Raw genomic sequence first — 12412 nt, 5'->3', positions numbered from 1 at the left:
CAAACTTAAAGTACAAGATGGGTAACACAGAGCTCTTGGCTAAGTGCCACTGTAAATGCTTGGCGTTGCCCATCCAACTCCACCACGAGTTCGTAGAGATCTTTTGGATCGGGATCATTAAGATCGGCATACTTTGGCGCTTCGATCTGGAATAAAGCACTCGCATGATCCGCTCGGACATCAATAGGAATATGGTAAGTCATGCCATTAAACTTAACCGATGCTGATACTAAACCCGGCGCAAAAGTTTGGTAGTACAAATCCACCTTAAACTCACAACCACCACCGTGGTGCCAAATCTGCTCGGTTGCTACACGGTCTAAACGCACATTGCGAATGAACTGCAGATACGGCTCTTGCCATACCCCCAAGCGCTCATCACTCTTTTGGTATTCATGATCCGCAAGTGAGCACAACTCTGGCTTATCTTCATCGAGTAGAAGATCTTCTTCTTCCTCAAGGAATAGAATCTCAAAACGGTTACGCCCCATCTGCATGAACGGACGAATGTCTTTCTTGTACACGCTTTGTGAGCCATCACAGTCGAACAATGCAACTCCATTTAAACGCACTTCAGCATGGTAATCCACACCACCCAACACCATTTCTACCGCTGGGAATGCCATCATGGATTCATCCACTTCGATGTCATGCATCAGGTGCCACTCTTGCTGACGAATTGCTTCTTCTGTCAGCTCAGCAGGCAATACCTGACTCAAAGGAGCAGGGAAAGTAATGTCATCCTGTGGGATAGAAAGGTCCGTCAGTGGAGAGACTTGCCATAAACCGGCGAGTGAGAGTTGCATAGTTACCTTGAGCTAGATCAATTTTCACGCATTATATACACAAGTAACTTAGGGTTACAGGCAATAAGCACACAAACTCAATGAGAATTATTTATCGTTACCTGCGGTTATCATTTTCAGGGCACAAAAAAGCCAGCGATAAACGCTGGCTTCTTAGATTGAATAAGAGGATTACTCTTCGTCTTCATCATCTTCTTCAGGGTAAAGCGCATCTTCGCCTTCGTAGTAAGTACCCCAACCGTCATAAATGATGTCGTATTTTTCTGCCAGATGAACCAGTTTCTCAACCTGTGCATCAATTGCTTCTGCGTTTAGTGCAGATTCCATTGTTGCATCACAGCAAAGTAGTTTGTTGCCATCTTCATCTTCTGTTTCTTCAGCTTCAAGAACTTCAAAGCCCATCTTGAACGCTTCAACAACCGCTTTTTCTAGCGTATCGAAGTCTTCAGCAAATAGGTGGTGCTCGATTTCGTATAGTGAATCTGGATCGCTGCCATCTTCTAGCAATGCTGCAATGATATCGCGAGTCTCTTCCTTTTGAATCTCAATTAATTCTTCTACTGATAGATATTCATCTTCGTGAGACATGTTTTGGCTCCAGATTAGTTACTTGATGGAAACACTATACTCTAAACTGAGTACGTTAATGCGGTGAAATATGGCACGGATTGCGATGAAAAGCCACAAACAAACACCAAACTGCGGTGATTCTTGATGATAATTTTGACTCACAAATCTAAACCTCGCTCACAGAAACAAAAAATTAACAAAAACGGCTAATCTTTAATATTCAGAAGATCCTAATTGAGCCTGAGACGAGTAATTTTAGGCTTGTTTGCGTGTTTATGATCTTGGAGTGAATACAGCAACGGCTCGTTAATTCTGACCTAACGAATAAAAGAAAGCCAAAAACTGCATATTTCAGAATGGTTATGCACGTTTTATGCACTTTTGATGTATGACTTCTTTCTCAAACGAAAAAGAATAAAAACGCACTTTTTAAAACTCATGAACAAACAACAAAATATAGAATTAAAATACACCAAGGAAGTATTTACAAAATATAACGCCAAAAAATGATATTTTTGCAATATATAAGCAAAGTTCTAAGACTTGCATCTTAGCACCAAGCTTGTCATAACTAATGGCTGGAATATTTGTAAGGATACAAAATGAGCAAGCTGTACGTTGGATCAGAAGTAGGTCAACTTAGACGAGTTCTATTAAATCGCCCAGAGCGAGCCCTCACCCACTTAACACCATCAAACTGCCATGAATTACTATTTGATGACGTATTGGCAGTCGAAGCTGCAGGTGAAGAACACGATGCATTCGCTCGAACTCTAAGTGAGCAAGGTGTTGAGGTGTTACTGCTTCATGATCTACTAGTCGAAACCCTTGCGGTTCCAGAAGCAAAACAATGGTTGTTAAACACTCAGATTTCTGACTTCCGTTACGGTCCGACTTTCGCTCGCGACCTGCGCCAGTACTTCGCAGAGGTGGACGATGAACACCTGGCCAGCATTCTTCTTGGCGGATTGGCTTACTCGGAACTGCCAATCAAATCTTCATCGATGCTACCGAAAATGAAGCGTTCTCTAGACTTCGTTATCGAACCTTTACCTAACCACCTATTCACTCGCGATACTTCATGCTGGGTTTACGGTGGTGTATCACTCAACCCAATGATGATGCCTGCACGTCAGCGCGAAACCAACCACCTGCGCGCGATTTACCGTTGGCACCCAACCTTTGCTGGGCAAAACTTCATAAACTACTTTGGCGATGAAGACCAACACTACGACAATGCCAACGTTGAAGGCGGTGATGTTCTGGTTATCGGTAAGGGTGCGGTTCTGATTGGCATGTCTGAGCGTACAACTCCACAGGGTGTAGAAAACCTAGCGGCGAGCCTATTCAAATCCGGTCAGGCGAAAGAAGTCATTGCCATCGACCTACCGAAACACCGTTCATGCATGCACCTTGATACGGTAATGACGCATATGGATGTCGATACTTTCTCGGTATACCCAGAAATCATGCGTAAAGACTTAGACACATGGCGCCTAACACCAAAAGGCAATGGGGAAATGCATGTCGAAGCATCACACAACTATCTGCACGCAATTGAATCGGCACTGGGGTTAGACCAACTGAAGATCATTACCACTGGTGGTGACAGCTACGAAGCTGAGCGTGAGCAATGGAACGATGCCAACAACGTACTAACAGTGAAACCTGGTGTTGTGATTGGTTACGAACGTAACGTCTACACTAACGAAAAGTATGACAAAGCTGGCATAGAAGTCCTGACCATTCCGGGTAACGAGCTTGGTCGCGGTCGTGGTGGTGCACGTTGTATGAGTTGCCCAATCGAACGTGACGATATTTGAGAAATCTCTCTCACCAAATAAAACCAATAAGGACTAAGGTTGATGTGAATGCATCAACCTTTTTTTTGCTTTACTTGAAAATAATTATTCACATATATAGCATTTTCATGCTTTAATGGTTTTATTACTTATCAACCAAACGACCTAAAGGACGAGCTATGGCTTTCAATCTACATCATCGCAACTTTTTGAAGCTATTGGATTTCTCCACAAAAGAAATTCTCTTTTTGCTCGAACTGTCTGCTGAGCTAAAAAAAGCTAAATATGCAGGGACAGAGCAGAAGAAACTTCAAGGCAAAAACATTGCACTAATCTTTGAGAAATCTTCTACTCGTACCCGATGTGCGTTTGAAGTCGCTGCTTTTGATCAAGGCGCTCAAGTCTCTTACATCGGCCCTTCTGGCTCGCAGATCGGTCATAAGGAATCAATGAAAGACACGGCTCGAGTTCTTGGTCGCATGTATGATGGCATCGAATACCGCGGATTTGGTCAGTCTATTGTGGAAGAGCTAGGGGCTTACGCAGGTGTTCCAGTATGGAATGGCTTGACTGATGAGTTTCATCCTACACAAATACTGGCGGATTTCCTCACCATGCAAGAACACGGACGTGGTAAACAACTGCATGAGATGACCTTTGCCTATCTGGGTGATGCACGTAACAACATGGGCAACTCTCTCATGGTCGGAGCCGCCAAAGTCGGCATGGATATTCGTCTCGTGGCACCAAAAGCGTTCTGGCCAGAAGAAGAATTAGTCGCGACTTGCCAAGCGATTGCTCAACAAACCGGTGCGAAAATCACTTTAACTGAAAGTGTCGAAGAAGGCGTAAAAGGCTGCGACTTCCTCTACACCGATGTTTGGGTTTCCATGGGCGAGTCCGCCAATGCTTGGGACGAGCGTGTTGCACTTATGACGCCATACCAAATTAATATGGACGTGATTAAGCAAACAGGCAATCCTCACGTGAAATTCATGCACTGCCTGCCTGCTTTCCACAACGACGAAACAACGGTGGGCAAAGAAGTGGCAGAGAAATACGGCATGAATGGTTTAGAGGTAACAGAAGAAGTGTTTGAATCAGAATACTCAATCGTGTTTGATGAAGCTGAGAACCGAATGCATACCATTAAAGCCGTGATGGTAGCGACACTAGGTAGCTAAACCAAAGCATTAGAAGTGGTAACAAAAACCATGATGTAATCGCTTGCGCTAACGAAAGTTAAGCGTATAATGCTCGGCAATTTGTCTGAGGATTACGAAATGACCAAGCTGATTGCTGACGTAAAAACGCGATTTGCTCTAGCTAAGCGACTACGCTTACGTGCGGTTATTTTTGTTAATTCTATTGAATTTTAAAACCTCCCCATTTGGGGAGGTTTTTTTATGTCCAAAATTCAATCGTGGTGAATTTTGGGGATAGTCACTACTGTTATAGGGAAGAAGATCATGGCGAACTCGCTTTACCAGAAGCACATCATCTCTATTCCAGAGCTTTCACGTGAAGAACTGGAACTGATTGTTGAAACTGCAGGTCAACTAAAAAAAGAACCTCGTCCAGAACTGATTAAAAACAAGGTCGTAGCTAGCTGTTTCTTTGAACCATCCACACGTACTCGCTTGTCATTCGAGACTGCGATTCAACGTATCGGTGGCGATGTGATTGGTTTTGACAATGATGGAAACACCTCCCTGGCAAAAAAAGGCGAGACACTGTCTGACTCAGTACAAGTTATCTCCTCTTACGTTGATGCATTCGTGATGCGCCACCCTCAGGAAGGCGCGGCTCGCCTTGCATCTGAGTTCTCTAACGGTGTACCAGTCATCAACGCAGGTGACGGCGCAAACCAACACCCTACGCAAACCCTACTCGATCTATACACAATCGCCGAAACGCAAGGCCGTCTGGATAACCTTAACGTCGCGTTTGTTGGTGACCTAAAGTACGGTCGCACGGTGCACTCTTTGACGCAAGCACTGGCAAAGTTCAACAACATTCGTTTCTTCTTCGTCGCACCAGACGCACTGGCAATGCCAGATTACATCTGTGAGGAGCTTGACGAAGCAGGCATTCAATACAGCCTGCACACTGATATGGAAAGTGTCGTCCCTGAGCTAGATATCCTTTACATGACGCGCGTACAAAAAGAGCGTTTTGACGAGTCTGAATACGCACATATCAAGTCCGCTTATATCCTAACAGCAGCACTATTAGAGGGTGCGCGTGACAACCTAAAAGTACTCCACCCACTACCTCGCGTGGATGAAATCACCACGGATGTGGATGCAACTCCACACGCCTACTACTTCCAACAAGCACAGAACGGTGTATACGCTCGTCAAGCGTTGTTGGCATTGGTTCTTAACGAAACACTGTAATCGAGGGAGAAAATACATGACTAAAGAAACTCAATTGCAGGTAGAGGCAATCAAAAACGGCACGGTAATCGACCATATTCCTGCACAAATTGGTATCAAAGTGCTGAAACTGTTCGACATGCATAATTCTTCTCAGCGCGTAACTATCGGTCTGAACTTGCCTTCTTCGGCTCTGGGTCACAAAGACCTACTGAAGATTGAAAACGTGTTTATCAATGAAGAGCAGGCAAGCAAGCTTGCACTTTACGCACCACATGCAACCGTAAACCAAATCGAAAACTACGAAGTAGTTAAGAAGCTTGCACTAGAACTGCCTGAGCGAATTAACAACGTGTTTGAGTGTCCGAACAGCAACTGTATTACACACAACGAGCCTGTTGCGAGCAGCTTCCAAGTGTTCGAGAAGAAGGAAGAAATCCGTCTAAAGTGTAAATACTGTGAGAAAGTATTCGCACGTGAGATCGTCACTGAGCGTTAATTTCTCGCTTCGATTCTTGCTAACGATAAATTGACCAATACCCCGCTCATGCGGGGTATTTTGCTCTTTACGTGCTTCATGTTTAAAGGCACACTGCTTATTCTTAAGAACACTCAAAATGCTTGAGTAAACTCTTTATTCCCCTAAACAGATGGAACAATTCAAATGACGAAAGTACTTCACACTGAGTCTGCACCAGCAGCAATCGGTCCTTACGTTCAAGGCGTAGATCTAGGCAACATGGTTCTTACTTCTGGCCAAATCCCGGTAAACCCAGCGACAGGTGAAGTGTCTGCCGACATCGCAGAGCAAGCTCGTCAATCTCTAGAAAACGTAAAAGCTGTAGTTGAAGCGTCAGGCCTTAAAGTAACAGACATCGTTAAAATGACAGTATTCGTGAAAGACCTAAACGACTTCGGTACAGTAAATGAAGTTTACGGTAAATTCTTCGATGAACACGAAGTAGCAAACTACCCTGCACGTTCTTGTGTAGAAGTAGCTCGTCTACCTAAAGATGTTGGCATCGAGATTGAAGCAATCGCAGTTCGCAAATAATTGCACTTGCTAACAAGCATAAAAAACGGGTAGCTCAGGCTACCCGTTTTCTATTGTCTTTTTGCTGCTGTATCGCAGTAAGGCTTAAGCTGCGTTGCGCTGTTTCACTTCTTCATCCAACGCTTCTAGCTTCTCTTTCATTTGCTCACGACAGCTGTTCGCCAGCTCACGGACATTCTCTTTACCGTAGCCCTCAGAGCTTACTGGCGGCAGCATCTCAATGATTACATGTCCGTTGTTCCAACGATTTAACTTAATATGATCAGTCGAACTGCATACGATTGGAATGATTGGCACCTCTGCACCAATAGCCGCATGAAACGCACCAGTCTTAAATGGCAGCAAACCACGGCCACGAGAGCGAGTACCTTCTGGGAACATCCATATTGAAACATCACTGTTCTTGATGCTATCCACAACTTGGTCAATGGTACCTTTCGCTTTAGAACGATTCGCACGGTCGATCAGAATATTGCCAGTTAGCCAGTAAAGCTGACCAAATAGAGGCATCCACGCCAAACTCTTTTTACCTACGGTAACCACTTTTGGTGTAACCGCTGAAGACACGGTGAAAAGGTCCCAGTTGTTTTGGTGGTTTGCAATGTAAACATGCTGACCACGCGAATATGCATCTTCTGGAATTCGTAGCTCAAGCTTGATACCAAATACACGCGACATCTTGCCGAATAGACGGCCGAAAGTGAAAACATGCTTAGGGTTTCTAGGGCTTAGTAGGCAGTAACCACAACCACCAATAAACATCACAATTGCGAAAATTGCGACAGCAAATACACGTAACAGTGCAATCATTGTTGTTCTCCAAGAACCAGCTTTACGCCAGCTACAGCTATTATTGTCTCTTTTGACATAGTCATGAACTATGCAAGAAAGCGCGATACAAAAAAGCCGAAACCAACGTTTCGGCTCTCTTCATATCCAAGTCACCTGCACCGCAGTTTAACTTGCCTCGCTCACTCGCTCAATATTTGCGCCAAGTGCAGCCAGTTTATTTTCGATTTTGTCGTAACCGCGGTCAATGTGGTAAATACGATCAACGATGGTTTCACCTTTCGCAATACAACCCGCAATGACCAAACTTGCCGAAGCTCGTAGGTCAGTTGCCATTACTTGTGCACCACTTAGTGAATCTACATCGCCACAGATAACCGTGTTGCCTTCAATTTCCGCTTTCGCGCCCATACGCATCAGTTCAGGTACGTGCATGAAACGGTTTTCAAAGATCGTTTCTGTGATTACGCCGCCGCCTTTCGCCATCAAGTTCAATAGCGTGAATTGCGCCTGCATGTCAGTAGGGAAACCTGGGTGCGGAGCCGTGCGGATGCTTACTGCTTTCAGCTCACGGTCAGTCATATCAACAGAAATCCAGTCATCGCCAGTTTCTACCAATGCGCCTGCTTCTTCTAGCTTAGCCAGTACCGCTTCTAGAAGGTGTGCATTGGTATTACGACATACCACTTTGCCGCCAGAAACCGCTGCCGCTACTAGGAAAGTACCGGTTTCGATACGGTCAGCCACAACGTTGTGCTTACCGCCACCTAGACGCTCAACGCCCTCGATAGTGATGGTATCAGTACCTGCACCAGAGATTTTCGCGCCTAGCGTGTTTAGGAAGTCTGCCGTATCAACGATTTCAGGTTCACGCGCTGCGTTGTCTAGCGTTGTTGTGCCCTCAGCAAGTGCTGCTGCACACATGATAGTGATGGTTGCACCAACACTTACTTTGTCCATCACGATGTGTGCACCTTTTAGGCGACCATCTACTTCCGCTTTAACGTAACCATCTTCTAGTGTGATGGTTGCACCAAGCTGCTCTAGACCTGTGATATGTAGATCAACAGGACGAGCACCAATCGCACAACCGCCAGGTAGAGAAACTTGACCTTTACCAAAACGAGCCACCAATGGGCCAAGTGCCCAAATTGATGCTCGCATGGTTTTCACCAAGTCGTAAGGCGCACAGTACTCATTAATACTGCTTGGATCGACATGAACAGAACCATTGCGGCTGACTTTAGCGCCCAAACGCTTTAGCAGTTCCATGGTTGTGTCGATATCACGAAGGTGTGGTACGTTTGCTACTTCTACTGGCTCTTCAGCCAAAATTGACGCAAATAAAATCGGCAGTGCTGCGTTTTTTGCACCTGAAATGGTCACTTCACCAACCAACGGCTGATCTGACCCAATAACTCGAAACTTTTCCATTCTAAACCTTATAGCGACATTAGCTTTTTATCACGAGCCCACTCATCTGGAGTGAACGCTTTAATCGATAGTGCGTGAATGTCGTTACGCTGGATGTAATCCATCAGAGGACCGTAAATTAACTGCTGCTTCTTAACGCGGCTCATTCCATCGAAACAAGCATCAACAGCAACCACCTCATAATGGCTACCTTCACCTTTTACATGCACTTCTTGAAGGTTTAGTGCTTCTTCTAATAGCTGTTGTACTTTTGCGCTATCCACAATTTACCCCTGATAATTCTGTATGTGTTTTGCCACTAAGGATTCAACATTACTAAGTTGAAACAAAGTGCGCAGTTGCGCTGGCACGAAACTCAGCATTATATGACAGTTTTGCTTTTTTGCATGCTCTAATAAGTGGATTAACATCACCATTCCTGCAGAGTCAACACGCTCAATATCCAATAAAGAGCACTCTAATTCGGTTTGTGATGGTTGCCACTTCTGTGCCTCAACCCAAAGAGCCGGAACGGTTTCACGATCCAGCACTCCTGTAAGTTTAAGAATACCAGCCTGTAAATGCCACTGTTCCATTACTTTTCCGCCTCAAAGCGAATCGGTTGTTCCGCCAGCTTTTCTAGATCTTTCGCTACCGCAAGAATACCATCTTGACGGATTTTCGTATTCCATTCAGATTGTTTGCTCGACAGTAAGCTAATACCTTCAGCAACCATATCAAATGCCAACCACTCGCCTGTTTTCTTGTCTTTGCGCAGTTTGAATTCAAGCCTAATGTTAGGACGCGGAGCATCAATAATATCTACCTTAATGCTCGTAATACGTTTAGATGAATCCAATTTTGGTTCTGGGCCAAAAGCGATTTGTTGATCAGAATATTGCGTTAATACTTGCGCATAAGATGTCACTAAGTAAGCCCGAAATGCTTTGATAAACTCCCCTACATCTTCACGCTTTGCCCCTTTTAAGTTAGGTCCAAGCAATTTCAATGCAGCGTAGCGATCGTTAACGTAAGGCATCAGCTCTTCTTCAACGATGGTTTTTAACAAATTAGGGTCTTGTTTGATCTTCGGCTGTTCAGCCTTGAGGCGGTCAAACGTCACTTCCGCAACTTGCTTCATCATTTGGTATGGCTGTGTTTTATCGACTTCATCAGCAACAACACCAAATGCTGCGAACGTTGCTAAAAAAGAAAGTAATAATCTAGAAAACATGGGTTATTCCTTACTCGTATCGCCTGAGCCACCAATGCTATATAGAACCTGCCCGATTAGGTCTTCCAAGACCAATGCTGACTTGGTGTCTTCGATGGTATCGCCATCTACAAGCATTTCTTCATCGTCAAAAACAAAACCAGGCACTAAGCCTATGTACTGTTCACCAATCAATCCCGATGTCAATATTTGCACACTCGAGGTTTCTGGGAACTGGTTGTATTGACTGTTAATCGACAAGCTCACTACTGGCAGTAGATTATCCGCATTTAGCGTAATATCACTCACTCGACCGATAACCACACCACCAACCTTCACAGGTGAGCGAACTTTTAAACTACCAATATTATCGAACTCGGCTTTCAAGGTGTAAGTATTGCCAGAGCCAATGCTTTTTACGTCAGCAACCTGAAAAATCATCACAAGAATCGCGCAAATTCCCGCTAATACAAAGCTGCCAACCCATAATTCTGTTTTACGTGTTTGTTGCATGATTAATTCCCAAACATCAATGCGGTCAGTACAAAGTCTAAGCCCAGTACTGCTAAAGAAGAATGCACTACAGTGCGCGTCGTTGCTCGGCTGATCCCTTCAGACGTCGGAATAGCGTCATAGCCATTAAACAAAGCAATCCAAGTAACGGTAATAGCAAACACGATACACTTGATCATGCTGTTACCGATGTCTTGACCTAATTCGACCGAAGACTGCATTGCAGCCCAGAAACTACCGTGGTCTACGCCTTTCCAATCTACGCCAACAAGCTGAGCGCCCCAAATCCCCACAGCCATAAAGATCATAGCAAGTAGAGGCATTGAGATCGCCCCCGCCCAAAAGCGTGGCGCTATCACTCGTTTCAGCGGGTCAACCGCCATCATTTCCAAGCTAGACAACTGCTCAGTAGCTTTCATCAGACCGATTTCTGCCGTTAATGCTGAACCAGCACGACCTGCAAACAACAGCGCAGTTACTACGGGCCCAAGTTCACGTAGCAATGACAAGGCCACCATTTGACCAAGGCTGCCCTCTGCACCGTAATCCACCAACACCACGTAGCCTTGCAAGCTAAGCACCATGCCGATGAACAAACCAGATACCACGATGATAGCTAACGATTGAACGCCTACGGAATAAAGCTGCTTGACCAGCAAAGGCAAATTTTTAATTGGCTGAGGTCGAGTCAATAATGCACCAACAAGCATCAAGGTTGCACGACCAAATGCTTCGCAGATGGCTAATGTGCGTCTTCCTAAAGAAGCGACAAATTGAATAAAGCTATCGACCATCAAATAAATCCTTTTCGATACTTTGAGCTGGGAAGCGGAATGGTACTGGCCCATCCGCTTCGCCTTGTAAGAACTGCTGCACGCGAGGGTCAGGATTGTCTCTCAACTCTTGTGGCGTGCCAAACGCAATCACTTTGCCATCGGCCATCAAGTAAACCCAATCGGCAATGCTCATCACTTCGGGCACATCATGAGAAACGATGATGGAGGTCACACCTAGCGCTCGATTCAAATTACTGATCAGCTCAACAAGCACACCCATGGTTATTGGGTCCTGACCAACAAAAGGTTCGTCGTACATGATAAGGTCAGGGTCGAGCGCTATCGCGCGGGCTAATGCAGCACGGCGAGCCATACCACCAGAGAGCTCGCTTGGCTTTAACTCCGCAGCCCCTCGTAACCCTACAGCTTCAAGCTTTAGCAGCACCATGGTTCGGATTAATTCTTCGGGGAGATCTGTATGTTCACGCAAAGGAAACGCGACATTATCGAACACATTCAAATCAGTAAACAGAGCGCCTGATTGGAACAACATACTCATCTTTTTACGAGCATGGTATAAGTGCTTTCGAGATAATCTAGGGATATTGTCACCGTCAAACCAAATCTCGCCCTGCTCTGGATATAATTGGCCACCAATCAAGCGCAATAGAGTCGTTTTACCAATTCCAGATGGCCCCATAATTGCGGTAATTTTCCCTTTCGGGATATGTAACTCAATGCCATCGAAAATCCTACGCTCTCCTCGCGAGAAGGTAAGATTGTTCACGGTAACTAAATCATCGTTTGGCATAGCATTTTTTCTCTTACTCATAGGTAAAGACAATCAGTAAAGTATACCCATTGCTCCAATAGCTACTCATTTCAGCCAACTGACTTGGCAATAAAAATCATTTGAGTACGACTCAAGCTTGTCATCATAAGCAGATCGGCGGTGGATTAAAAGTGAATTAAAAGCACTGTTCAATTAAAGAAAACCATAAAATTTCAAAGAATTCTCAAAAGAGCACACTTTTTAAGGTGTAGAGCGGTTTAGAGTTGACCTACACTCGGTTGCATTATCTTCATTCGCGATTGGGC

The 12412-nt window shown here is 44.8% G+C and carries 16 protein-coding genes; 6 read left to right on the top strand and 10 right to left on the bottom strand.

Annotation, left to right across the window (positions count from 1 at the left end):
• Positions 1-5: 5 nt before the first annotated feature.
• Positions 6-806: a glycosyl hydrolase 2 galactose-binding domain-containing protein gene (locus BSZ04_RS10250; protein WP_017187889.1), complete on the bottom strand. Its 801-nt coding sequence runs from the start codon at positions 804-806 to the stop codon at positions 6-8.
• Positions 807-977: 171 nt separating this feature from the next.
• Positions 978-1394 (bottom strand): ribonuclease E inhibitor RraB, encoded by a 417-nt coding sequence (gene rraB / locus BSZ04_RS10245; protein WP_005432867.1) that lies wholly within the window; start codon positions 1392-1394, stop codon positions 978-980.
• Between the two features lie 584 nt (positions 1395-1978).
• Here rraB and arcA point away from each other — a divergent pair.
• The 6 genes from arcA to BSZ04_RS10215 all read left to right on the top strand — a co-directional run bounded on the left by arcA (position 1979) and on the right by BSZ04_RS10215 (position 6610).
• Positions 1979-3199, top strand: a complete 1221-nt coding sequence (gene arcA / locus BSZ04_RS10240) for an arginine deiminase (protein ID WP_088880349.1) — start codon at positions 1979-1981, stop codon at positions 3197-3199.
• A 158-nt stretch (positions 3200-3357) separates the two neighbouring features.
• Positions 3358-4362: an ornithine carbamoyltransferase gene (argF, locus tag BSZ04_RS10235; RefSeq protein ID WP_010450399.1), complete on the top strand. Its 1005-nt coding sequence runs from the start codon at positions 3358-3360 to the stop codon at positions 4360-4362.
• Positions 4363-4461: 99 nt separating this feature from the next.
• Complete coding sequence (locus BSZ04_RS10230) at positions 4462-4557, top strand: hypothetical protein (RefSeq protein ID WP_010450401.1); 96 nt, start codon at positions 4462-4464, stop codon at positions 4555-4557.
• A gap of 90 nt (positions 4558-4647) precedes the next feature.
• Entirely contained in the window at positions 4648-5577 is a 930-nt protein-coding gene (gene pyrB / locus BSZ04_RS10225) for an aspartate carbamoyltransferase (protein ID WP_010450403.1), read from the top strand.
• A 16-nt stretch (positions 5578-5593) separates the two neighbouring features.
• Positions 5594-6055, top strand: coding sequence for an aspartate carbamoyltransferase regulatory subunit (pyrI, locus tag BSZ04_RS10220; RefSeq protein WP_010450405.1), 462 nt, complete (start codon positions 5594-5596; stop codon positions 6053-6055).
• 165 nt (positions 6056-6220) lie between these two features.
• Positions 6221-6610, top strand: coding sequence for a RidA family protein (locus BSZ04_RS10215; protein ID WP_005432832.1), 390 nt, complete (start codon positions 6221-6223; stop codon positions 6608-6610).
• An 84-nt stretch (positions 6611-6694) separates the two neighbouring features.
• Here BSZ04_RS10215 and BSZ04_RS10210 read toward each other — a convergent pair whose 3' ends face one another.
• The 8 genes from BSZ04_RS10210 to mlaF all read right to left on the bottom strand — a co-directional run bounded on the left by BSZ04_RS10210 (position 6695) and on the right by mlaF (position 12125).
• Positions 6695-7420 carry a 1-acylglycerol-3-phosphate O-acyltransferase gene (locus BSZ04_RS10210; RefSeq protein WP_088880348.1) on the bottom strand — a complete coding sequence of 242 codons (726 nt, stop codon included), beginning with the start codon at positions 7418-7420 and terminating at the stop codon, positions 6695-6697.
• Positions 7421-7567: 147 nt separating this feature from the next.
• The gene (gene murA / locus BSZ04_RS10205) at positions 7568-8833 is read right to left on the bottom strand and encodes a UDP-N-acetylglucosamine 1-carboxyvinyltransferase (RefSeq protein WP_088880347.1); all 1266 of its coding nucleotides are present in this window, start codon (positions 8831-8833) and stop codon (positions 7568-7570) included.
• Between the two features lie 8 nt (positions 8834-8841).
• On the bottom strand, positions 8842-9096 hold the full coding sequence (gene ibaG / locus BSZ04_RS10200; RefSeq protein ID WP_010450413.1) for a BolA family iron metabolism protein IbaG: 255 nt from the start codon (positions 9094-9096) through the stop codon (positions 8842-8844).
• Between the two features lie 3 nt (positions 9097-9099).
• The gene (locus tag BSZ04_RS10195; protein WP_088880346.1) at positions 9100-9408 is read right to left on the bottom strand and encodes an STAS domain-containing protein; all 309 of its coding nucleotides are present in this window, start codon (positions 9406-9408) and stop codon (positions 9100-9102) included.
• Positions 9408-10046 carry a phospholipid-binding protein MlaC gene (mlaC, locus tag BSZ04_RS10190; RefSeq protein ID WP_010450418.1) on the bottom strand — a complete coding sequence of 213 codons (639 nt, stop codon included), beginning with the start codon at positions 10044-10046 and terminating at the stop codon, positions 9408-9410. The genes BSZ04_RS10195 and mlaC overlap by 1 nt, the downstream gene beginning before the upstream one ends.
• A gap of 3 nt (positions 10047-10049) precedes the next feature.
• Positions 10050-10538 (bottom strand): outer membrane lipid asymmetry maintenance protein MlaD, encoded by a 489-nt coding sequence (gene mlaD, locus BSZ04_RS10185; protein ID WP_010450419.1) that lies wholly within the window; start codon positions 10536-10538, stop codon positions 10050-10052.
• A 2-nt stretch (positions 10539-10540) separates the two neighbouring features.
• Positions 10541-11332: a lipid asymmetry maintenance ABC transporter permease subunit MlaE gene (mlaE, locus tag BSZ04_RS10180; protein WP_010450422.1), complete on the bottom strand. Its 792-nt coding sequence runs from the start codon at positions 11330-11332 to the stop codon at positions 10541-10543.
• Positions 11322-12125 (bottom strand): phospholipid ABC transporter ATP-binding protein MlaF, encoded by an 804-nt coding sequence (gene mlaF / locus BSZ04_RS10175; protein WP_088880345.1) that lies wholly within the window; start codon positions 12123-12125, stop codon positions 11322-11324. The genes mlaE and mlaF overlap by 11 nt, the downstream gene beginning before the upstream one ends.
• Positions 12126-12412: the final 287 nt, after the last annotated feature.

Source organism: Vibrio rotiferianus, assembly GCF_002214395.1.
Lineage (GTDB): Bacteria > Pseudomonadota > Gammaproteobacteria > Enterobacterales > Vibrionaceae > Vibrio > Vibrio rotiferianus.
This window is presented reverse-complemented; position numbering and strand designations above follow the sequence as displayed.

Bases quoted from the DNA above. Each gene is read 5' to 3' on its own strand.
- BSZ04_RS10250 (WP_017187889.1), bottom strand. From the start codon at position 806: ATGCAACTCTCACTCGCCGGTTTATGGCAAGTCTCTCCACTGACGGAC.
- rraB (WP_005432867.1), bottom strand. From the start codon at position 1,394: ATGTCTCACGAAGATGAATATCTATCAGTAGAAGAATTAATTGAGATT.
- arcA (WP_088880349.1), top strand. From the start codon at position 1,979: ATGAGCAAGCTGTACGTTGGATCAGAAGTAGGTCAACTTAGACGAGTT.
- argF (WP_010450399.1), top strand. From the start codon at position 3,358: ATGGCTTTCAATCTACATCATCGCAACTTTTTGAAGCTATTGGATTTC.
- BSZ04_RS10230 (WP_010450401.1), top strand. From the start codon at position 4,462: ATGACCAAGCTGATTGCTGACGTAAAAACGCGATTTGCTCTAGCTAAG.
- pyrB (WP_010450403.1), top strand. From the start codon at position 4,648: ATGGCGAACTCGCTTTACCAGAAGCACATCATCTCTATTCCAGAGCTT.
- pyrI (WP_010450405.1), top strand. From the start codon at position 5,594: ATGACTAAAGAAACTCAATTGCAGGTAGAGGCAATCAAAAACGGCACG.
- BSZ04_RS10215 (WP_005432832.1), top strand. From the start codon at position 6,221: ATGACGAAAGTACTTCACACTGAGTCTGCACCAGCAGCAATCGGTCCT.
- BSZ04_RS10210 (WP_088880348.1), bottom strand. From the start codon at position 7,420: ATGATTGCACTGTTACGTGTATTTGCTGTCGCAATTTTCGCAATTGTG.
- murA (WP_088880347.1), bottom strand. From the start codon at position 8,833: ATGGAAAAGTTTCGAGTTATTGGGTCAGATCAGCCGTTGGTTGGTGAA.
- BSZ04_RS10195 (WP_088880346.1), bottom strand. From the start codon at position 9,408: ATGGAACAGTGGCATTTACAGGCTGGTATTCTTAAACTTACAGGAGTG.
- mlaC (WP_010450418.1), bottom strand. From the start codon at position 10,046: ATGTTTTCTAGATTATTACTTTCTTTTTTAGCAACGTTCGCAGCATTT.
- mlaD (WP_010450419.1), bottom strand. From the start codon at position 10,538: ATGCAACAAACACGTAAAACAGAATTATGGGTTGGCAGCTTTGTATTA.
- mlaE (WP_010450422.1), bottom strand. From the start codon at position 11,332: ATGGTCGATAGCTTTATTCAATTTGTCGCTTCTTTAGGAAGACGCACA.
- mlaF (WP_088880345.1), bottom strand. From the start codon at position 12,125: ATGCCAAACGATGATTTAGTTACCGTGAACAATCTTACCTTCTCGCGA.